Here is a 20,945-nt window from a genome sequence, read left to right on the forward strand (position 1 = left end):
ATCGACGACCAAGGCCGAGCACTCCTCACCCAGCGCAGAGACAACGACCACTGGGAAGCACCCGGCGGAGTCCTGGAGCGAGACGAAGACATCACCACGGGCCTACTCCGAGAGATCTACGAAGAGACCGGCCTGACAGTCGAACCCGTCACCCTCACCGGCGTCTACAAGAACATGACACGCGGCATCGTCGCCCTGGTCTTCCGCTGCAAGGTCGTCAGCGGCCACCTCACCGAAACCGACGAAGCCCGCGCCTTCCGCTGGGTCACCGCGGACGAGGTCCAGGAACTCGCATCCGAGGCATTCGCCATCCGCGTCCTCGACGCCATGCACCAGGACCAGGCCCCGGCCATCCGCCACCACGACGGCACGCATCTGCTTGAAGACTGAGAGGCGTTGCTGAGCTCAACCCGACCCCCCGCTTATCTGCGACCACCCCAGAAGGGATGCAAACGTCGCAGTCGCGAGAGCTGCCGCCGTCCGGCTACCGATCGAGACCCGCAGGTCCTTCGTACGTTCATCACGCATCACCTCGCCCTTTTTGCCTCGTGTGCTGTTGTGCTTATACGTGTACGAGACGTGGGGGAAGAGCATGCAGAGAAGCCCGACAAAGATTGTCATCAGTTCGGGAATCGAGTTCAGCTCAGCACCACCTGACAATCAGCCTATGCGCATACCGACCGCCGGTCTTCTGAGCACTCTAGTCGGCGTGCTCCAGGGTCAAGGAGCTGCTCACCGGGGCGATTTTGGCAACAGCTTGGAATGGCGGAAAGTCCTGTGCCTCCGCAAGAGCCGCCTCCCACTCCTCATCGTCGTTGGGGAAGTAGAAACCCGTGTCTTGATCCGAATGAGAGCTGAGCATCCCCGAGTCCTCATAGAAGAGAACTAGCTCGATCTGCCAAAGTTCGACGAAGCCATCGAACTGACCGTTCGCGTAGGGCACAGCCACTTGCCGGGTGAAGCTCATACTCGGACGGTGATCATGCCAGGACCGGCGCCCCCACTGCAGGATGAACCCGTCGGAGTCGGAATCGGGTTGGGTATCGATTCCGGTGACTTTCGTTTGAGCGAACTCTGCGAATGCCGCCCACGCGGCCCTGGTGTCGGTAATGGCGCCGGGTGCTTGCCCGTGTTGACGCAGGATGCTGGCAAGAAGATGAAGGCTGGCTCGCCAGTCGACGAGGGTCATGGCGGGACCATACCGTCGAGCGCCGTCAATCCTGATGGGATGACAGGGCAGGTCGCCGTCAAACATGTCCTGGGACTGACGTGTCAAGCATCTCCCGAGACAAGACAAAACGTCGTGCTGCGATCACTGCCGAATTGTTCTTATGGGTATCAAGGCGGCGGCGCGGCGCGCCGCCGCACGGCCCTCCACCCGCCCGCCGTCCGGGCGTGCGGCGTGGGCGCCGGTCCCGAACGGCGGCGGAAATCGGCCCGCCCGCCGCACCGCCCGCGCGCCGTACCCAACCAACCCGCCGCAATGGGGCCGCGCCGCCGCCGGCCAACTTCAGACGTGCTCACGCGGTACCGGCTCAGGATGAGCGCGGTACCAGTCGACGACGCGGTAAGTGATGCGATCGAAGGGCTCATCGTCAGTAAGCGGACGCTCAAAGTCGGCGAGGCGATCCAGATCCGCGGACAGCTCCTTCAAGGTCTCCGCATCGAACAATCCCGACGCGGTGAACTTCTCGCGCAGGTAGGCCAGGAGCTGCTCAAAGTGCTCATCCCAGTTGACGTTGCCGTTGCGCTGGGCCTCGTCCCGGAGTTTCTCCACTGCCCGCAGCAACTCACCTTGGACGGTGTCCGCCTGCCCTCGGCGCGGTACGTAGGTCTTCCAGATGTGGCGAGCATCAGCAGCGTACTGGGGGTCCATGCAGGTGACCGTACAACCTATGCCTCCGGCGGGGGCACTCCGGCTCCGGGATGATCGCCAGGAGCAAGGGCCGGGTTCGTGAGTGGCGGGGGCCAGATCTTCCCGTCGCCGTCGTCCCAGGACAAGCCGAGCAGACCGGGGCTAGGGCGCCAAGGTCGTTCGTCCAGTGGGGCGCTCCACCTTGGCGCCCTAGCCCCGGCCCGCTCCCCGGAGGGTGGGACGACGGCGACGGGAAGATCCGGCGGGAGAGGTGTGTGCGTCCGCACGGGGTTCTCAGGCCGTGCCCGCTGCGTGCCCGTCAGGAGGGTCATCAAGGGGGAATCACGGGGACTCGCGGGCAAGGCGGGACCACCTCTGACCTGGAGCGCAGCAGGTCAGAGGGTCGCGTACCGAGATCTTGTAAACTGTAGGTCAGGGGTTCGATTCCCCTCGTCGGCTCGCAACAGAGGGCCAGGTCAACCGGCATCCGGTTGACCTGGCCCTTTGATCGTTGAGAGGGCTTCTCGCCCTTCCGTGCCACCCGCGTGCCACCGGCCTTCTTCGTGGCCGTCCCGCGTGTCCCCTTGAGCGCCTTGCCCAGAGCCTCCGCGATGACCTTGTCACGGTCCTGACCGGCGTGCCGGTAGATCAGCGCCGCCCGCGTGGTCACGCTCCGTGTCGCGCGGACACTGCCGCTCGACGACGCCCGGACCGCACACGCCCTGCTCGGGAAAGAGGGCCTTCGCGGCCGGATCGTTCTCACTCCGTGAACCGGCCACGGGGACGAGTGGAATTCGATTCCCGCGACCCGATCACTCCGGCTGGTTGGGGGTTCCGTGTCCGATCTCGTAGGGAGTGGAGATCCCCTCGTAGGCCAGGTGCGTCACCATGCCGTCGGCCGCGTGGCCGAGGTCGTGACAGTGGTCCATCCAGACGCCGGGATTGTCCGCGCGGAATCCGATCTCGTAGGTTTCGCCAGGCTGGACGGCCAGGGTGTCGATCCACCAGGGGCTCCCGGTGGTCGGGCGGCCGTTTCGGGAAAGCACGAGGGCGTGGTGCCCGTGCAGGTGCATCGGGTGGACCTGGTGGCTGCGGTTCACGAATGTCATACGGACGACTTCACCCTGCCGGACCATGTGGACGGGGGTGTGAGGAAAGCTGCGCCCGTTGACGGTGGGCAGGAAATGGAGGGTGCCGTCGTGGAAACCGATCCTGTCGTCGATGATGACCGTGAAATCGCGGTCGAAGCGGGTGAAGGGGACCGGAGCCGGCGTGCCGTACGTCGCGGGGTCGAAGACCGGCGCGTCAGACGGAATCGAGGGCGCGGTCACCGGGCCGTCGGAGCCGGGGCTCAGGAGCAGTCCGGCCCGGGGGTTGGCGAGGTCGGCCAGGAGAACCGGCCGATCCGGCATGACGAAGGTCAGGTCGTACCGGCCGCCCTCGGCCACGGAGAGCCGCACCCCGTCGAGTTCGGAGGGGCCGTCGAGGTCGACTCCGTCGATGGCGGCCACCCGGAAGCGCGCGCCCAGCAGTACGAGGTTCCTGGACTCGACGTCCGACCAGGCGTTCCTGTCGGTGTTGACCACGCGTAGCCGTACCGGGGTGCCGGGTCTCACCGGCCGGCGGTCGAGCGTGTCCGACGTGCCGAACGCCGCGACCAGCCCGTCGGGACGCTCCCAGTTGTGGGCCATCACGGTGATGTCCTCGCCCGTGGTGCCTTCCGGGGGGAGTACCACGAGCGAGCCGAACAGCCCGCGCCGCACGCCGACGAGGGGGCGCTGGTGGGTGTGATACCAGAATGTGCCCACCTGGTCGGCGCGGAACCGGTAGACGTGGCTCTCGCCCGGCTGTACGGCGTCCTGGGTCACGCCCGCGACGCCGTCCTCGGCGTTGGGCACGTCCAGGCCGTGCCAGTGGATGGTGACCCCCTCGCGGGGAAGTCTGTTGACGAGCGTCACCTGGACGAGGTCACCCTCGCGTACGGTCAGCGCGGGCCCGGGTGCCTGGCCGTTGTAGGTCCAGGCGTCGAGCACGGCGCCGGAGCCGAGCCGGATGCTCGTCTCCCGGGCCGTCAGGGTGAACGCGCGGTCCGGGGTGCCCGTGCGCGGGCCGGTGAGGTCGGCGGCGTTGACGGCCTTGACGGCCGGGGCGCCCGATGCCCGGCTCCCGTGGTGGGAACCGCCGGGACCTCCTCCGTAGTCCACGTCGCCGTGGCCCATCATGGACATCCGGTCGGGCAGAAGGCTCGTCCGCATCTCGTAGACGCCCGCGCCGGTGATGGCCGTCGCCACCAGGGCGGTGACGGCCACGGCCCGCCTGGTCCCGGCCCGGCGAGGACGGGGGTTTCGCCCCCGGGACGCCGCCGCGGCCACGAGGAGGATACCCGTGTAGATCGCCATGTCCGCGCCGTACGGCGGGAGCGGACGGGAGAGGTATTCCATGAAGGCACCGAGCAGGGCTGCCACCGCGGTCGTCCGTACGGAGACCCGGACGGAAACCGGGAAGGGCGTCGGCGGTGCTCCCGCCGTCTCCGTCTTTGCCGTCTCCGCCGTCTTCGCCGTTCCGTTCGTCGCTTGACGTCGACCGGCGATCCGCCGCAGTGCTGGGACGGCCAGTGCGAACATCGCCACCATCGGGACGGCGAGCAGGGGCAGTGCCACCAGCACCCGGTCGGCGACGAAGACCCAGCCGTTCGACCACAGCAGGCCGGTGCCGATCCCCCGGGCCACCGTGACGACCGTCCCCACGCCGATCAGCGCGAGGAGGAGCCGGGTCCGGCGGCGCGTTGAGAGACCTCCCGCGAGGAGTCCTGCGGCGCCCCAGACGATGAGGAGCAGGATCACCAAAATGCTGTCGACATTCACCGCGAACTCGTACATGGGCGCCGACGCTAGGTTCCCGGCGGGGGCGTTCGCATCCGCCCGATGCCGACACCGGCTACGCGGATCACCGTACGGGCGGCCGGGTGGGAGCCGTACGGCGCCGGGTGTGTCCCGGCCGTCGAGCGCGCCGTGGTCGTTGGGCGTATTTGGATTGTCTGGCGTGTCCTGGCCGTCAGGCGTGTCCAGGGCGGACCAGGCCGGTTTCGTAGGCGATCACTACGAGTTGGGCCCGGTCGCGCGCGCCGAGTTTCACCATCGTCCGGTGAGCGTGGGTGCGTGCGGTCGCCGGGCTCATGGACAGGCGCTCACCGATCTGCTCGTTGCTCAGCCCGGCCGCCACGAGCGCCATGACCTCGCGCTCCCTGCCCGTGAGCCTGCCGAGCGCGCCCGTGTCCCGAGGGGCCGGCTCTTGGGCGAGGAACCGGGCGATCAACCGGCGGGTCGCGGCTGGGGACAGTAGCGCCTCTCCCTGGGCGACCACGCGCACCGCCTGCCGGAGGTCGGCGGGTTCGACATCCTTGGTGAGGAAGCCGCTCGCGCCCGCGCGGAGGCCGTCCATGACGTACTCGTCGAGATCGAAAGTCGTGAGCACGATCACGCGAACCGCGGACAGCGTGTCGTCCCCGGCGATCCGCCTGGTCGCCTCCAGCCCGTCCATGATCGGCATCCTGATGTCCATGAGCACCACGTCGGGGCGCAGCTCGCGTACGAGCCGGACCACGTCCTCCCCTGTCGTGGCCTCGGCGACGACCCTGATGTCGTCGCAGTTCTCCAGGAGCCCGCGCAGGCCCACCCGGACCATCGTCTGGTCGTCGGCGATCAGTACCCGGATCACGCGGGGTCTCCGATCGGCAACCTGACGAGGACGGAGAATCCGCCACCGGGAAGGGGCGCCGCCGTGAGCGTTCCGCCGAGGGACGACGCGCGCTCCCCCATCCCGCTGAGCCCGTATCCGGAGGTCCCCCCGGCTTCCGGGTGTTCGTCGCTCCGGTCATGTCCCTCGCGGGGACGTCCGTCGTCGACGACCTCGACCTCGAGCGCGTCCGGCTCGTAGGCCAGGGTGATCTGTACCGTGCCGGCGTTCGCGTGCCGGATGGTGTTCGTCACCGATTCCTGCACGACGCGGAACGCGGCGAGGTCCACAGCGGGAGGCAGCCGCCGTGCCTCGCCTTTCACGACGACCGTCGCCTCCAGACCGGCGCTCCGCGCCCGTCCGGCCAGCTCGCCGACCTGGCCCAGGCCCGGAGCCGGTACGCGCGGCGGGGTCTCGCCGTCGTCCGTCCTGAGGAGTCCCAGGGCCGACCTGAGCTCGATCGTGGCCTCCCTGGCGGCCGTGCGGATGGCGCGCAGAGCCGTCCGCGCGTCGGCCGGCCGATCGTCGAGCACCTCGTCGGCCAGCGCCGCCTGGATGGTTATCCCGGTGATCGTGTGGCTCAGCACGTCGTGTATCTCCCCGGCGATCCGCAGCCGCTCCTCCGCCGCCCGCCGGGCCGCCTCGCGCTCCCGTCCGGCCTCCACCAGGGCCAGCCGCTCCCCGGCCTCCGCGAGCCGTACCCTCCGGCTGCGCATGGTCTCACCCAGCAGGACGACGGCGAGGAGCAGCCCTGCCTGGGCCGTCATGTCCGTGAGCACAGGCAGGATCGGTTCGCCGAGATGCAGGGGGCGGATCGTCAGCCCCAGCACGACGAAGAGCCCGGCGATCCCGAGCGACCACACCAGCAGTCCTCCCGACGCCGCGGTGTAGAGCGCGAGGGCCAGGGGGACGGCCGGGGTGATTCCTGGATATTCCAGCCCGTAGTACAGCAGGAGGCACGCGGCCGTGACGAGGAGCACGCCCAGCGGTGAACGCCTGCGGAACAGGAGAACCCCTCCGATGACCGCGGCGAGACCGTAGGCGACCGCGTCGGGAGGCCGTGATCCGAGAACGGGCTCGGTCGCCACGCTCATCGCGATGCCCACCAGGATCCCGACGAGCGTCGCCAGGCCGGTGTCGGCGGCGGCGCGCTTCCATCGGCTCATGGCCACACCCTAAACGCCCCTTGAAACGTGACGGGCGAGAGCTCGGGAGCCCGACGCCGCAAAGCGTACGAAACGGTTGTTTCACTCCCTATGTGATCTCCCGCGCCGGCAGAAGCTCGCGAAGGTTCCCAGGAGCACGAACGCCCGGTATCGCTCCGGGACCGTCGTCACGATCTCCACGACCTTGGCCGGGGGGATCATCTCCCGGTCCGGAGTGTCCGGCATGCCGGCACCCTTGATCCGGCACGGGTTCTTGCGGATCAACTCGTCGTTCACCGCTGTGCCCATGATCGACTTAAGAAGCTGGTTGCAAATCTCGGCCGCCATGCGACGTTCGACATCCCACGCAGCCAAGAATGTGCCGTCATAATCCGACCCGTGAGACTCGACTACCGGCATAGCCCATGGGTCATCGCGACGCCACTCATCGGAGCACTCACACTCGTCCTGGCGAGCTCCCGGCTTCCTGTGCGGGCGGCTTTTCGGGCGCGATTCATGTCGCACCGCATGCCTGGTCCTGATCCGTGTTCTGCTGCGGCAAGCCGTTGCCTCTCATCCGGAGTCCCCGCCGTGCTGATCCGCGTGATGGAGATCGGGCCTCAGCGGGCATCAGACGAAGCGGCCACGGCAGCGGGGTCTCGCCCGGCAGGACGACGGTGAGGAGCGGCCCTCCTGAGCCGTCATGTCCGGGCACGGACAGATTGCCCCTCCCCGCGTCCATGACCTGATGAGGGAAAGAGCCGCGGGGAGGCGGTGGCGCGCGGGCGACACGTCCGCCCGGAACTTGCTTCATCTGTGATCAAATAACTACCATGCGTAAAAAAGATCTTGAGGGATCTTTGGGCAAGGGGTGTCCGGGGTCCTGCCGGTGCTCGTGGGTGCGGTGACGGGGAGTGCGGTGGCGGGCCGAGCGTCCGGTGGAGTGTCCGGCCGGGGCGTGGCCGTCCGGGCGGGCCCCGGCGGCGTTCCACGACGGTAGGGGGATGTGCGGTGGCCGGAAGGCTTCGGCGCGGGATCGTCGCGTTTCTCGTGGTGGGCGGCATGGCGCCGGTGACGGGGTCCGGAGCTTCCGGCGCGTCCGGCCCGGCCCCGGACTTCTCCCTGACGGTGAGTCCGGCACGCCTGGTCGTCGGTCCGGAGGAGATCGACGACCCCCAGTCGTTCCAGGTGGTCAACAGGGGGCGGTCGCCGGTCGACATGGTCGTCGACAAGGCGGGTTTCACGGTGGGCGGGGCCGGCGAGATGCTCTTCGAGCACGACGCCCCCCACTCCGCCGCCGGCTGGCTCAGGGTCACGCCGGCGGGCTTCCGTCTCGCCCCCGGCGCGGAGCGGCGCGTCACCGTGCGGATCGACCCCCCGCCCAGGCCCGAGCACGGCGGGTACCAGGTGGCCCTGCTCTTCGCCGTCCCCGCCGGAGCCGGCGGGGGCGACATCAAGCTCGACCGGGTGATCGGGACGCCGATCTACCTCACGGTTCCGGGGCCGATCGACACCTCCGTGAACGTCGGCGACCTCACCACCCCCAGCGGCTTCACGACGGGCGGCCCCATCGACTTCACCGCCACCGTCGACAACGTCGGGACCGTTCACCGCGACTTCCTCGCCCCGCGGAGCCTGAAGGTGGGAGTGAACGGCTACGACGTGCCGTTCCCCGACTTCACGCTGCCCCGCGGGGTCGGCAGGAGCGTCACCGCCAGGTGGGCGAACCCGCCGTTCATGTGCGTCTGCCGCGCGACGGTGTCGGTTTCCGGCAGTGGCGGGACCTCCCGGCGGAGCGTCACGCTGGTCATCTTCCCGCTCCATTTCCTCGGGGCGCTGATCGCGGTCGCGGCGGCCCTGTACGCCCTCGCCTGGCTGTCGCGCCGCCGGCACCGGGCGCGCGCGCTCGGGGCGGCTCGGGGGCCGCGCGGTCGTGACGACCCCGCTCGCGACGACCCCGACGGCGACGGCCAGGGCGGCGACGGTCAGGGCGGCCGCGACGCCCCCGCCCGGGTCGGTGACGAGGCTCAGTGAGGTCCGGCGAGGTCCGGCGAGGTCCGGCGAGGTCCGCGGCACGCCGCAAGGCGTACGAAACGGTCGTTTCACTCCCTATGCGGTCTCCCGCGCCGGCAGATCGGGGAGGCAACCCTGTGGATTCGCCCCGTACGAACGGCCCTTCGTCACATACTGAGACGCTAGATAAGCGGAAAGTGACCGACGAGGGGCGCGGCGGTGACAGTAACGATCCTCCAGCGAGTCCGCACGGAGCGGGGCGGCTGCGATGGCACGAGCACGGAGCGGGGCGGCTGCGAGATCACGAGCGAGGAGGCGATCCGGTCCGACGTCGACGTCACCGTGATCGTCCCCCTCCACAACTGCGGGCCCTATCTCGACAGGTGCCTGACCTCGCTGCTGATCCAGCGCGTCGCCCTGGAGGTGGTGGTCGTCGACGACGGTTCCACCGACGGCGGTGCCGCGCTGCTCGACCTGTACGCCTCCTGCCACCGCGGGGTGATCCGCGTCGTCAGGCAGGAGGCGTCCGGCGGCGCGGGGCGCCCGCGCAACGTCGGGCTCTCCCACGCGCGCGGCAGATACGTCTTCTTCTGCGACGCGGACGACTACCTCGGCCCCCAGGCGCTGGAGCGGATGCTCGCGATGGCCGACCGCAACGGCTCGGACATCGTGCTCGGCAAGATCGTCGGGCATGACCGCAAGGTGCCGATCTCGATGTTCAAGGAGAACGCCGAGCGGGTGCCCCTCGGCGACAGCGCGGTCTACAACAGCCTGAGCTGCTTCAAGCTGTTCCGCAGGGAGATGCTGGAGAGGCACGCCATCCGTTTCGACGAGACGCTCCTGGTGGGAGAGGACGTCGTCTTCACCACCCACGCCTACTGTCACGCGGACGTGATCTCGGTGGTCGCCGACTACGACTGCTACCACCTGGTCGCCCGGCCGGACGGCACCAGCATCATGCAGCGGCAGGGGAGTCGCGACCCGGTCTCCTGGCTGCGGATGATCAGGCGGCCGATCGAGTTGATGCTCGCCCACGTACGCCCCGGGGATCTCCGCGACCACCTCCTGCGGCGTCACTTCCGGATGGACGCCTTCGGCAACCTCGGCAGGCCCTTTCTTGAGGCCGGGGAGGTCGAGCGCAAGGAGATCGCCGCCGAGGTGGCCGACATGTGCGAGCGGTGGCTGACCGACGGGGTCCGCGAACGGCTTCCCGCGATCGACCGGAGTCGGATCGCCGCGCTGCAGGACATCGACCGCCTGGTGCGGCTCGCGCACATCGAGTCGGCCTCGGTCCGCAGGGAGCTCACCGCACTTCGCTGGGAGCGCGAGCGGGAGGGGCGGCTGGCGATCTCGGGCAAGGTGGCGCTGAGCACGCTGGAGCGCCACGACCGCCCGGAGATCACCGGCGGTGACCTCGCCCTGGTGCTGCGGCGCCGGCACGTGGACCCCGGCCCGTCCGACGAGGTCGTGGTCCCGGTGACCGGCGACTGCGCGGGGTTCACCGGGATCGTCGACGTCACCACCCTGTCCTCCGGCATCTGGGACGTCCACGTGAGCGTCGCGTTCGAGGGCGTTCCCCGGCTCGCGCGCCTGGGCGCCGACGTGGAGGGGCTGATCGCGCCACCCGCGCCGCGCGTGGTCGGCGACGTCGTCGCCCTTCCGTACTTCACCCACCCGTACGGCAACCTCAGCCTCGACATCGGCGGGCACGTGGTCGCGGTGCCGGGCGGCGCCAGGCTGGTGCGCGCCCGCTGGGCGGCCGGGCACCGGCTGGTGCTCGACGGCGAGGTCAGCGTGGGTGCGGCGGCCCCGGCGGCCGACGCGGTGCGCTCCCTGGTCTGGCGGGAGCGCGAGTCGAGCCGGGAGCGGCGCGAGCCGGTCACGGTCGGCGCGGGCGGCACGTTCACGGCCTCCCAGGCGATGGGGCGGCTGGGGCCCGGCACCTGGGACGCCTACCTGGAGCTCGACCTGGGCGGGCCGCCCGCGCGCTTCAGGATCGAGGCGGTGCCGGAGGTGATCGAGCAGCCGCGCACGTGGTGGCGCGGTGCGATCCGGTGGAGCGTCAGGCCCTACGCCACGGCGGGGAAGGGCCGGCTCAGCACGGTGGTCCGCACCTTCGGCCCCAGAACTTTCATCAGACGTATCGTTCGTTAATGCCACATTCTTGCAACTACAAGCCAATGGCCTAAAGTTAGGGGCAAATCCGCACCTCGGAGGCTTGTTGTGCACGTACCCGATGGCTTTTTCAACGCCGCCGTCTCGGTGTCGGCGGGAGTGGTCGCCGCCGCCGGCGTGGCCGTATGCCTACGTGGCGCCCGCCGTGAGCTCGACGACCGCACCGCTCCGATGGCCGGGCTGGTCGCCGCCTTCATCTTCGCGGTCCAGATGCTCAACTTCCCGGTCGCCGCGGGCACCAGCGGTCACCTTCTCGGCGGCGCGCTCGCCGCGATACTCGTCGGCCCGTACACGGCGGTGTTGTGCGTGGCCGTGGTCCTCCTGGTGCAGGCGTTCTTCTTCGCCGACGGCGGGCTGACCGCGCTGGGCGTCAACATCACGCTGATGGGCCTCGTCGCCGTGCTGGTCGGGTGGGGCGTCTTCCGCCTGATCACCCGGAGCGTGCGGAACAGGGGCGCCGTGGTGGCGGCCGCGTTCGTCGCGGCGCTGCTCTCGGTGCCGGCCTCGGCGCTGGCGTTCACCCTGCTGTTCTGGGCCGGCGGCACCGCGCCCATCGAGATCGGCACGGTCGCCGCCGCCATGGGCGGCGTGCACCTGCTCATCGGCGTGGGAGAGGGCCTGATCACCGCGGTCACCGTCAGCACCGTGCTGGCGATCCGGCCCGACCTGGTGTACGGCGCCCGCGAGCTCGTCGCGCCGCTGGTCCTGCGCGGTGCGGACGGCGACGTGACCGTCACCCCCGGGAGCCCCGCCACCCCGGGGCCTTCCGCGTCCTCGGCGCCGGTCGCCGCCCGCCGTCCCGGCTGGTTCCTGCCCGCCGGAGTCGCGGTGGCGGCCCTGCTGGCGGGCGTCGTCAGCTTCTACGCCTCCTCCTCGCCCGACGGCTTGGAGCGGGTCGCCGAGGACAAGGGCTTCATCGGCCAGGCGGACGACCACGCGCTGGGCGAGCAGCCGCTCGCCGACTACGGCGACGTGGGCGGCCTCCCGGTGGGCGTGGCCGGGCTGATCGGCGTCGGGGTGACCCTGGCCGTCGGCGGCGGGGTGTTCTACGCCGTGCGCCGCCGCGAGGAGGGCGGCACCGGCAGGGACGACAGTGACGAGAAGGTCTCCGTCTGATGGGAGCGGGGCACCATCACCAGCTGCACCGGCCGGGCGACACGCTCGTGCACCGGTTGCCGCCCCAGTGCAAGCTGGCGGCGGTGGCCGGGTTCGCCCTGGTGGTGGTCGCCACCCCGCGCGAGTGGTTCTGGGCTTTCGGGCTGTACGCCGTGCTTCTGGCCGCCGTGGCGGCCCTCGCGCGCGTCCCGGCGGGGTTCGTGCTGCGGCGGATGGTGGTCGAGATCCCGTTCGTGGTGTTCGCGCTGGCCATCCCGTTCATCGGGTTCGGCGAGAGGGTGACCTTCCTGGGCCTCTCACTCAGCGTGGCGGGCCTGTGGGCCGCCTGGAACATCCTGGCCAAGGCGACCCTGGGCGTGGTCGCGAGCGTGCTGCTCGCGGCCACCACCGAGCCGCGGCTGATCCTGCTGGGCGCCCAGCGCCTGAGGTTGCCGCCGCTGCTGGTGCAGATCGCCATGTTCATGCTCCGCTACATGGACGTGATCCTGGACGAGATGCGCCGGATGCGGGTGGCGAGGGAGTCGCGCGGGTTCGCGGCCAGGGACGTGCGGCACATCCCGGTGATCGCCAGGTCGGCGGGGGCGCTGTTCATCCGCTCGTACGAGCGGGGCGAGCGGGTGCACCTGGCGATGCTCAGCCGGGGCTACACCGGATCGATGCCGGTCATCCAGGATCTCTCCGCCGTTTCGCGGCAGTGGCTCGTCGCGGGTATGTTGCCGGGTGCGGCACTCGCCGTGCTACTCGGGAGCTGGGGGTTCGCGTGACCGTGCCGTCCTCGCCGCCTGTGCCGTCCTCGACCGCGTCCCCGCCTCCGCCGCCCTCGCTCGAGGTGAGCCGCCTGGCGTACGCGTACCCCGACGGCACGCAGGCGCTGTTCGGCGTGGACCTCCGGGTGGAGCGGGGCGAGCGGGTCGCGCTGCTCGGGCCGAACGGCGCGGGCAAGACCACGCTGGTGATGCACCTCAACGGCATCCTGACCGCCGGGCACGGCACGGTGGCCGTGGCGGGGCTGCCGGTCGGCAAGGGGTCGCTCATGGAGATCCGCAGACGGGTCGGGCTCGTCTTCCAGGACCCCGACGACCAGCTCTTCATGCCGACCGTCCGCGAGGACGTGGCCTTCGGCCCGGCCAACATGGGGGTCGCGGGCGAGGAGCTGGAGCGGCGGGTCAGGAACGCGCTGGAGCGCGTGGGCATGCTGGAGACGATCGACCGGCCGCCGCACCACCTGTCCTTCGGCCAGCGCCGCCGGGTCGCGGTGGCGACCGTGCTGGCCATGGAGCCGGAGATCCTGGTCCTCGACGAGCCGTCGTCCAACCTGGATCCGGCCTCCCGGCGCGAGCTCGCCGAGATCCTGCGGGGGCTCGACGTGACCGTCCTGATGGTCACCCACGACCTGCCGTACGCGCTGGAGCTGTGCGAACGCTCGCTCATCCTCTCCGGAGGCGTCATCGCCGCCGACGGGCCGACCCGCGAGATCCTCGCCGACGCCGGCCTCCTCGCCGCGCACCGGCTCGAACTGCCGTACGGTTTCGCCGCCCCCTGACCTCGGGGTCTCCGGCCCCGATCTCGATCCGGGCGCCGGGTGCGAGATCCCGGACACCGGAGCGAGGTCGGCGTGAACTTGCTGTGAACAATCGCGCATGACCTCGCGCGGAGTGACGGCAAAGTAAAGTAGGTCTGCCCTTCGGGCGCGAGGAGGACTGATGAAGCTACGGCTGGCTCGCCGCGCCGTCGGGGACGCCGTGGTGGTGGCTGTCGAGGGTGAGCTCGACCTGTTCACCGCTCCCTTCCTGCGAGACGAGGTCCGCGACGCGATCAAGCTGGACGGCGCGCGGCTGGTCCTCGACCTCACCGCCCTGTCCTTCATGGACTCCAGCGGCCTCTCCGTGCTGATCGAGGCGTGGCGGCTGGCCACGAGCGAGGGCGGCGGAGTCTCGCTGGCGGCCCCCCAGGCGCCGGTGGCCCGGATCCTTCGCACGACGGGGCTCGACCGGCGGATCAAGGTCTATCCCGACGTGAGCAGCGCCGTCGGGGAGATCTAGCCGTACCGGTCATGGACATCGGTGGCGGAGAGTTTTAGCCACCCCCAGTAGAACTTCATTCGGTAGGCGCGTTAAAGTCCGCTCATGGACCTGAACGGAGCAGCAGCAATCATCTCGGGCGGTGCCAGCGGCCTCGGCGAGGCCACGGCCCGCGACCTCGCCGCGCACGGCGCCACCGTCGTCGTCGCCGACCTCAACGAGGAGCGCGGCAAGTCACTCGCCGACGAGCTCGGCGGCGTCTTCGTCAAGGCCGACGTGTCGGACGAGGAGCAGGTGCAGGCGGCCGTGGACGCGGCCGTGGCGACCGGCAGGCCGCTGCGCGTCGTGGTGAACAGCGCGGGCATCGGCTGGGCCAGCCGGACCGTCGGCCGTGACGGCTCGCCCCACGATCTGGCCTCGTACCGCAAGGTCATCGAGGTCAACCTGATCGGCACCTTCAACCTCATGCGCATCGGTGCCGCCGCGATCGCGAAGACGGAGCCGGTCGACGAGGACGGCCAGCGCGGCGTGGTGATCAACACCGCCTCGGTGGCGGCGCTGGAGGGGCAGACCGGTCAGGTCGCCTACTCGGCCTCCAAGGGCGGCATCGTCGGCATGACCGTCCCGGCCGCGCGCGACCTCGCCGCCATCGGCGTGCGCGTCAACACCATCTGCCCCGGCATCATCGACACCCCGATCTACGGTTTCTCGGCCAACGCCGAGGAGTTCAAGGCCAAGCTCGTGGCGCCGGTGGTCTTCCCCAAGCGCATGGGACGGGCCGCCGAGTTCGCGCACCTGGTCCGCTCGCTGATCGAGAACGACTACATGAACGCCGAGACGGTCCGTTTCGACGGCGGCATCCGCTTCCAGCCCAAGTAGGAGTCACCCGGTGTCTGACGAGGTTCTGGTCGAAGTCGACGGCGGCGTGGCCGTCATCACGATCAACCGCCCCAAGGCCAGGAACGCCGTCAACGGCGCGGTGGCCCGGGGCGTCGCCGGTGCGCTGGACGAGTTGGAGGAGCGCAAGGACGTGGCGGCCTACGTCCTCACCGGCGCCGGCGGCACGTTCTGCTCGGGCATGGACCTGAAGGGGTTCCTGACCGGGGACTTCCCGGTGGTGGAGGGCAAGGGGTTCGGCGGCATCGCCGAGGCGCCGCCGAAGAAGCCGCTCATCGCCGCCGTCGAGGGCTACGCCCTGGCCGGAGGCTGCGAGCTGGCGCTGGCCTGCGACATCATCATCGCCTCCGAGGACGCCAAGTTCGGGCTTCCCGAGCCCAAACGGGGGCTGGTCGCGGGGGCGGGCGGCGTGATGCGGCTGCCGCGGCGCATCCCGTACCACATCGCGATGGAGATCGCCCTGACCGGCGACCACTTCCCCGCCTCCCGGCTGTACGAGCTCGGCCTGGTCAACCACGTCACGCCCGCGGGCGAGGCGCTGGCCACGGCCGTCGAGCTCGCGAAGCGGATCGCCGCCAACGCCCCGCTGGCGCTCGCCGCGACCAAGCGCGTGATCGTCGAGTCGGCGGACTGGAGCCGCGACGAGATGTTCACGAAACAAGGGGAGATCATCAGCCCGGTGTTCGGTTCCAAGGACGCCATGGAGGGGGCGGCGGCCTTCGCCGAGAAGCGTGCTCCCCGGTGGAAGGGCGAGTAACCCCTACGGGGGCGGAGAGAATTCAGCGGGCCGGGCGAGATCCACGGGGTCGCGCCCGGCGCGTTCACGGCCAGGAGTGCGTACGGTAAAGGTGTGGACGGGTGCGGCGGGGGCACTTGACATCCACGCCACCGCTCCAAGGCCAGGAGAGTGCATGAACGACCACCCGACCGGGATGTCCCCCACCGGCCGATCCTCCGGCGATCTTCTGAAGCGCAGGGCGGGAAATCTGGCCGCGGGCGCGCTGGGCGCCGCGATCATCAACGTCCTCATGGTCGGTGCCATGTGGGTGATCGAGGTCGCCGACTACGTCCTGCCGGGAGAGTTCGACGTCTACGGCATCCGGGCCTGGGACCCCGAGGGCCTGGGCGGCATCTTCCTCGCTCCCTTCCTGCACGCCGGATTCGGCCACCTGATGGCCAACTCGCTGCCCCTGCTCATCCTCGGCTTCCTCGCCGCGCTGCGCGGGATCGGCCGGTTCCTGGCCGCCAGCCTGATCATCGTCCTGGTCAGCGGCCTGGGCGTCTGGTTCACCAGCTCGCCGTTGGCCATCACGGTCGGTGCCAGCGGTCTGGTCTTCGGTTACTTCGGATTCGTCGTCGCCCGTGGCCTGTTCGACCGTCGCGCCCTTGACATCGTGATCGGTGTCGGCGTGGCGATCGCCTACTACTCGATCATCTGGGGCGTGCTTCCCGGCGAGTCGGGCATCTCCTGGCAGGGTCACCTGTTCGGGCTGGTCGGTGGCGTCATCGCGGCCTGGGTGGTGCGCCGCAGGCGCCGGGCCGTCGCCCCCGCCTACTGAGGCGCCCGCCCACCGGCCGCCTTTCCGAGCGGGGGCGTTTCCGGGCCTTGCGGGTTCCGGGCGGGGGCCTTTCCGGGTCTCGCGGGTTCCGGGCGGGAGCCTTTCCCACTCCCGTGAGTTCCGGGCGGGGGCCTTTCCCGCCCCCGCGACCCGTCGCCACCCGAACTGGGGGCCTCATCCGCAGAAGGACGCTGTGTGGGGCTGTAGGCGCTATGTGGCGCTTCGTGGCGCCGCTGGAATCTCGGGGGCCGGAGTCGGCCGGACGCGGTCTCCACGGGCGAATGAGGTCGTTCCGGAGCGCCGCCCACCGGCGGGGCCGGCACGGTGCGGGCGAAGGACCGGCGGCCCGGCGGCCGAACCCGGCGTCGGCGTGTTTCGGCCGGACGCCTTTTCCGGATGGTTTCTTTCATGACCACCGGGTGGTTTCTTCCATGACCGAGCGACAGAAAATACTGCTGGAATTCATCAGCTATGGCCGCATCGGTTGATTTAAGTGACAATGTGACAAAATTTCATGTGTGAACCTGCCTGGCCGCGTGCCCGTACATGTTCCAGGGCCATCACAGCCGGGCGCGACCCTCGAAAGGTGGCCGCGGGTGAACCTGGGATCCCTGGAACGCGCGATCATGGACGTGCTGTGGGGCTGTAAGCAGCCACTGCTGGTTCGCCAGGTACAGGACATGCTGAATCAGGACGCCGAACGGAGCCTGGCCTACACCACGGTGCAGACCGTCGCCGAGCGCCTCGTCAGGAAGGGCTTGCTGGAGCGGGCACCCGTGCGCAACGCCTTCCGCTACACCGCCAGCCGCTCCCGGGACGAACACGTGGCCGGGCTGATGCTCGCGGCCCTGGCCGGGAGTCCCGACCGGGCTCCGGTGCTCTCGCGGTTCGCGGAGGGGGTGGACCCGGACGACGCCCTGCGCCTGCTGCACGAGCTGGCGCGGCGCGCGGGGGAGCAGGCGCACGCCCCGGGGCCGGCCGGGACCCCGAGCACGCTGCCCTAGCCGTACCGGCCACGGAGGCCGGGCACGCCTGGCCTCCCGCCCGGGGAGCCGGAAGTCCGGCTTCCGGGACGGGAGCGGAGAGCGCGGCCGTCACCGCCGGCCCGGGCGGGAACGGATTCCGGCTCCCGGGCGGGAGCCGGGGGGACTACAGGCGCTCGACGACGTAGTCGACGCAGGTGGTCAGGGCCTCGACGTCGTCGGGGTCGATCGAGGGGAACATCGCGACGCGCAGCTGGTTGCGGCCGAGCTTGCGGTAGGGCTCGGTGTCGACGATGCCGTTGGCCCGCAGGACCTTGGCGATCACGGAGGCGTCGACGTCATCGGAGAAGTCGATCGTGCCGACCACGTTGGAGCGGAACTCCGGACCCGCGAACGGGGTGGTGTAGGAGGTCTTCTCCGCCCAGGTGTAGAGGCGCTGGGCCGAGTCGGCCGTGCGGGCGGTCGTCCAGGCCAGGCCGCCGTTGCCGTTCATCCACTCGATCTGCTCGGCGAGCAGGAAGAGCGTGGCGACCGCCGGGGTGTTGTACGTCTGGTCCTTGGAGGAGTTGTCGATCGCCACCGGGAGGCTGAAGAACTCGGGGACGTATCGGCCGCTGGAAGCGATCTCGTCCACCCTGGCCAGCGCGGCCGGGGACATCAGGGCGATCCAGAGGCCGCCGTCGGAGGCGAAGCTCTTCTGCGGCGCGAAGTAGTAGACGTCGAACTCGCTCGCCTCGACGGGCAGGCCGCCCGCCCCCGAGGTGGCGTCGACCAGCACGAGCGAGCCCTCCTCGCCCACGCGCCTGATCGGCATCGCGACGCCGGTCGAGGTCTCGTTGTGGGTGAGCGCGTAGACGTCGACGCCCTCCTCCAGCCGGGCCTCGGGGTGGCTGCCGACCTCCGACTTGATCACGGTCGGGTCGCCCAGCCACGGGGCCTTGGCCGCCACGGAGGCGAACTTGGAGGAGAACTCGCCGAAGTGCAGGTGCTGGGACCGCTCGCGGATCAGCCCGAAGGCGGCGATGTCCCAGAACGCGGTGGTGCCGCCGTTGCCCAGGACGACCTCGTACCCCTCCGGGAGGGAGAACAGCTCGGAGAGCCCCGCGCGAACGCGCCCGACCAGCGACTTGACCGGCTTCTGGCGGTGAGAGGTGCCCAGGACACTGGATCCGGAGGCCGCGAGAGCCGACAGCTGCTCGGGGCGCACCTTCGAGGGCCCGCAGCCGAAACGGCCGTCGGCGGGCTTGATGTCAGAGGGAATCACGATGTCAGCCACCTGACCAGCCTACTGAGCCCGAGGATCGGACCAGGACGGGGTCCGGATTCTGAGACGAGCCGTGGCGGGTTTTTGGGCAGGGCTGGGTGATCGCGGGGCCGGGCGGGACGAGCCGGGCGGGGCGGTCCGGGGGTGTGGAGGGCCGGAACCGGCGACGGCTGCCGCGCGAGACGCCGCGCGACAGCCGTACAGGAGGGGGAATCAGAAGGGGTGGACGACCTCGCTGCCTCCGGGGACGTCCTGGACCGAGCGCTGGGACGGACCCACGTAGTTGGCGCTGGGGCGGACAAGCCTGCCCGTGCGCTTCTGCTCCAGGATGTGGGCGGCCCAGCCCGCGGTGCGGGCGCAGGTGAACATGGAGGTGAACATGGACGAGGGAACCTTGGCGAAGTCCAGGATGACCGCGGCCCAGTACTCGACGTTGGTGGCGAGCACCCGGTCGGGCTTGCGGGCGTGCAGTTCCTCCAGCGCGGCCTTCTCCAGCGCCGCGGCGACCTCGTAACGCGGCGCGTCGAGCTCCTTGGCGGTGCGGCGGAGCACGCGTGCCCGGGGGTCCTCGGCACGGTAGACGCGGTGGCCGAAGCCCATCAGACGCTGGCCCTTGTCGAGCTCCGACTGGACGTACTTCTTGGCGTCGCCGACCTGCTCGACGCCCTCGATCATGTGCAGCACGCGCGCGGGCGCACCGCCGTGGAGCGGCCCGGACATGGCGCCGACCGCACCGCTCAGCGCCGCGGCGACGTCGGCTCCGGTGGAGGCGATGACCCTGGCGGTGAAGGTGGAGGCGTTCATGCCGTGCTCGGCGGCGGACGTCCAGTAGGCGTCGATGGCCTTGACGTGCTTGGGATCGGGATCGCCCTGCCAGCGGATCATGAACCGCTCGACGATGCTCTCACCCTTGTCGACCTCGCTCTGGGGGACCATCGGCTTCCCCAGGCCGCGCGAGGACTGCGCGACGAAACTCAGCGCGTTCACACTGGCCTGGGCCAGGTCGGCGCGGGCCTGCTCGTCGTCGATGTCGAGCAGCGGCCTGAAACCGTACGCGGGGGCCAGCATGGCCAGCGCGCTCTGCACGTCGACGCGGATGTCACCGGAGTGGACGGGGACGGGGAAGGGCTCGGCCGGGGACAGACCCGGCTGGAACTCGTTGTCGACAAGCAGGCCCCACACGTGTCCGAAAGAGACGCGGCCGACCAGCTCTTCAATGTCGACGCCCCGGTAACGAAGGGCGCCCCCTTCTTTGTCCGGTTCCGCGATCTCCGTCTCGAAAGCTACAACGCCTTCGAGCCCGGGTTTGAAGTCGGACATTCTCGGCTGCCTCCCTTTCTTGAAGTCAAAGCCTTGATGTCGAGATACCGGCGGGTCATATTCAACCCCCTGGGCCGAGGCGGTGTGCCGCCGGACCCGCCGGAACGCGATCGCCCCAGGTGGGGGGCGCCGCGCGGGCTTCCTGCTCGGCACGGGAGAATACCTTCCCGTGGATGCCACATCGCGACCGCCTTCGATGGCGGGCCTTCGACGCACGTACCAGGGGTTGCCCCTGATCGAGGCAGACCTCGCCCCCGACCCCTTCTCGCAGTTCGCCCTCTGGTTCGGCGAGGCCGTGGACGCCGGGCTTCCCGAGCCGAACGCGACCGTGCTGGCGACCGCCTCGGCGGGTGGACGGCCGACGGCCAGGACCGTGCTGCTCAAGGGCTACGACGAGAACGGGTTCGTCTTCTACACCAACTACGAGTCGCGCAAGGGCCGGGACCTGGCGGAGAACCCGCGGGCCGCCCTGCTGTTCCCCTGGCACTCCATCCGCCGCCAGGTGCGGGTGGAGGGCGCGGTGGTGCGGCTGCCGCGCGAGGAGTCGGCCGCCTACTTCAGGTCCCGGCCCTACGGGTCGCGGATCGGCGCGTGGGCGTCGCGGCAGTCGGCGGTCGTGCACTCCAGGGACGAGCTGGACGCCCGCTACGAGGAGCTGGCGGAGCGCTGGCCCGAGGATCCGCCGATCCCCGATTTCTGGGGCGGGCTGCGCGTGGTGCCGTCCGAGGTGGAGTTCTGGCAGGGCCGCACCGACCGCATGCATGACCGCCTCCGTTACCGGCGCTCCGGCGCCACCTGGATCGTCGAACGCCTGGCCCCTTGAGACTCTGCCCGCTCTTTACTGATATATCCATGTATGTCA

Annotated in this window: 20 protein-coding genes; 12 read left to right on the forward strand and 8 right to left on the reverse strand. The window is 70.1% G+C overall.

What is annotated here, in order from left to right; genetic code table 11:
* Positions 1-390 (forward strand): NUDIX hydrolase (locus ACTOQ1_RS27450; RefSeq protein ID WP_440070891.1); only part of this gene is annotated, 390 nt, incomplete at its 5' end.
* 310 nt (positions 391-700) lie between these two features.
* On the opposite strand, the gene ACTOQ1_RS27455 is transcribed toward ACTOQ1_RS27450, so the two are convergent.
* From ACTOQ1_RS27455 to ACTOQ1_RS27480, 6 genes are all read right to left on the reverse strand, one after another.
* Positions 701-1,189 carry a hypothetical protein gene (locus tag ACTOQ1_RS27455; RefSeq protein ID WP_440070892.1) on the reverse strand — a complete coding sequence of 163 codons (489 nt, stop codon included), beginning with the start codon at positions 1,187-1,189 and terminating at the stop codon, positions 701-703.
* A 321-nt stretch (positions 1,190-1,510) separates the two neighbouring features.
* Complete coding sequence (locus ACTOQ1_RS27460) at positions 1,511-1,876, reverse strand: hypothetical protein (RefSeq protein ID WP_440070893.1); 366 nt, start codon at positions 1,874-1,876, stop codon at positions 1,511-1,513.
* Between the two features lie 791 nt (positions 1,877-2,667).
* A complete protein-coding gene (locus ACTOQ1_RS27465) occupies positions 2,668-4,734 on the reverse strand; it encodes a multicopper oxidase family protein (protein ID WP_440070894.1) in 2,067 nt (688 codons plus the stop codon).
* Positions 4,735-4,909: 175 nt separating this feature from the next.
* Positions 4,910-5,572, reverse strand: a complete 663-nt coding sequence (locus ACTOQ1_RS27470; RefSeq protein WP_440070895.1) for a response regulator — start codon at positions 5,570-5,572, stop codon at positions 4,910-4,912.
* Positions 5,569-6,756, reverse strand: coding sequence for a sensor histidine kinase (locus tag ACTOQ1_RS27475; protein WP_440070896.1), 1,188 nt, complete (start codon positions 6,754-6,756; stop codon positions 5,569-5,571). The genes ACTOQ1_RS27470 and ACTOQ1_RS27475 overlap by 4 nt, the downstream gene beginning before the upstream one ends.
* 81 nt (positions 6,757-6,837) lie before the next feature.
* Positions 6,838-7,083, reverse strand: coding sequence for a hypothetical protein (locus ACTOQ1_RS27480; protein WP_440070897.1), 246 nt, complete (start codon positions 7,081-7,083; stop codon positions 6,838-6,840).
* A gap of 663 nt (positions 7,084-7,746) precedes the next feature.
* Between ACTOQ1_RS27480 and ACTOQ1_RS27485 the strand changes: the two genes are divergently transcribed.
* From ACTOQ1_RS27485 to ACTOQ1_RS27530, 10 genes are all read left to right on the forward strand, one after another.
* Positions 7,747-8,769: a hypothetical protein gene (locus ACTOQ1_RS27485; RefSeq protein ID WP_440070898.1), complete on the forward strand. Its 1,023-nt coding sequence runs from the start codon at positions 7,747-7,749 to the stop codon at positions 8,767-8,769.
* 198 nt (positions 8,770-8,967) lie between these two features.
* Complete coding sequence (locus tag ACTOQ1_RS27490; RefSeq protein ID WP_440070899.1) at positions 8,968-10,902, forward strand: glycosyltransferase family 2 protein; 1,935 nt, start codon at positions 8,968-8,970, stop codon at positions 10,900-10,902.
* Between the two features lie 69 nt (positions 10,903-10,971).
* Entirely contained in the window at positions 10,972-12,039 is a 1,068-nt protein-coding gene (locus ACTOQ1_RS27495) for an energy-coupling factor ABC transporter permease (protein ID WP_440070900.1), read from the forward strand.
* Positions 12,039-12,803, forward strand: a complete 765-nt coding sequence (gene cbiQ, locus ACTOQ1_RS27500; protein WP_440070901.1) for a cobalt ECF transporter T component CbiQ — start codon at positions 12,039-12,041, stop codon at positions 12,801-12,803. Before ACTOQ1_RS27495 ends, cbiQ begins: the two co-directional genes overlap by 1 nt.
* Before the next feature lie 65 nt (positions 12,804-12,868).
* Positions 12,869-13,582 carry an energy-coupling factor ABC transporter ATP-binding protein gene (locus ACTOQ1_RS27505; RefSeq protein ID WP_440070902.1) on the forward strand — a complete coding sequence of 238 codons (714 nt, stop codon included), beginning with the start codon at positions 12,869-12,871 and terminating at the stop codon, positions 13,580-13,582.
* Between the two features lie 160 nt (positions 13,583-13,742).
* Complete coding sequence (locus ACTOQ1_RS27510; protein ID WP_344750334.1) at positions 13,743-14,081, forward strand: STAS domain-containing protein; 339 nt, start codon at positions 13,743-13,745, stop codon at positions 14,079-14,081.
* An 84-nt stretch (positions 14,082-14,165) separates the two neighbouring features.
* On the forward strand, positions 14,166-14,939 hold the full coding sequence (locus ACTOQ1_RS27515; RefSeq protein ID WP_440070903.1) for an SDR family NAD(P)-dependent oxidoreductase: 774 nt from the start codon (positions 14,166-14,168) through the stop codon (positions 14,937-14,939).
* Between the two features lie 10 nt (positions 14,940-14,949).
* On the forward strand, positions 14,950-15,714 hold the full coding sequence (locus ACTOQ1_RS27520; protein WP_440070904.1) for a crotonase/enoyl-CoA hydratase family protein: 765 nt from the start codon (positions 14,950-14,952) through the stop codon (positions 15,712-15,714).
* 154 nt (positions 15,715-15,868) lie between these two features.
* Positions 15,869-16,516: a rhomboid family intramembrane serine protease gene (locus ACTOQ1_RS27525; RefSeq protein WP_440070905.1), complete on the forward strand. Its 648-nt coding sequence runs from the start codon at positions 15,869-15,871 to the stop codon at positions 16,514-16,516.
* Positions 16,517-17,112: 596 nt separating this feature from the next.
* Entirely contained in the window at positions 17,113-17,520 is a 408-nt protein-coding gene (locus ACTOQ1_RS27530) for a BlaI/MecI/CopY family transcriptional regulator (protein WP_440070906.1), read from the forward strand.
* A gap of 145 nt (positions 17,521-17,665) precedes the next feature.
* On the opposite strand, the gene serC is transcribed toward ACTOQ1_RS27530, so the two are convergent.
* Both serC and ACTOQ1_RS27540 read right to left on the reverse strand, forming a co-directional pair.
* The gene (gene serC, locus ACTOQ1_RS27535; RefSeq protein ID WP_440070907.1) at positions 17,666-18,775 is read right to left on the reverse strand and encodes a phosphoserine transaminase; all 1,110 of its coding nucleotides are present in this window, start codon (positions 18,773-18,775) and stop codon (positions 17,666-17,668) included.
* Between the two features lie 201 nt (positions 18,776-18,976).
* Entirely contained in the window at positions 18,977-20,083 is a 1,107-nt protein-coding gene (locus ACTOQ1_RS27540) for a citrate synthase 2 (protein WP_440070909.1), read from the reverse strand.
* Positions 20,084-20,279: 196 nt separating this feature from the next.
* Between ACTOQ1_RS27540 and pdxH the strand changes: the two genes are divergently transcribed.
* Positions 20,280-20,906 (forward strand): pyridoxamine 5'-phosphate oxidase, encoded by a 627-nt coding sequence (pdxH, locus tag ACTOQ1_RS27545; protein WP_440070910.1) that lies wholly within the window; start codon positions 20,280-20,282, stop codon positions 20,904-20,906.
* The last annotated feature ends 39 nt before the right edge of the window (positions 20,907-20,945 follow it).

The sequence above is a fragment of the Streptosporangium sp. OZ121 genome, from assembly GCF_051918885.1.
In the GTDB taxonomy this organism is placed as follows: Bacteria; Actinomycetota; Actinomycetes; order Streptosporangiales; family Streptosporangiaceae; genus Streptosporangium.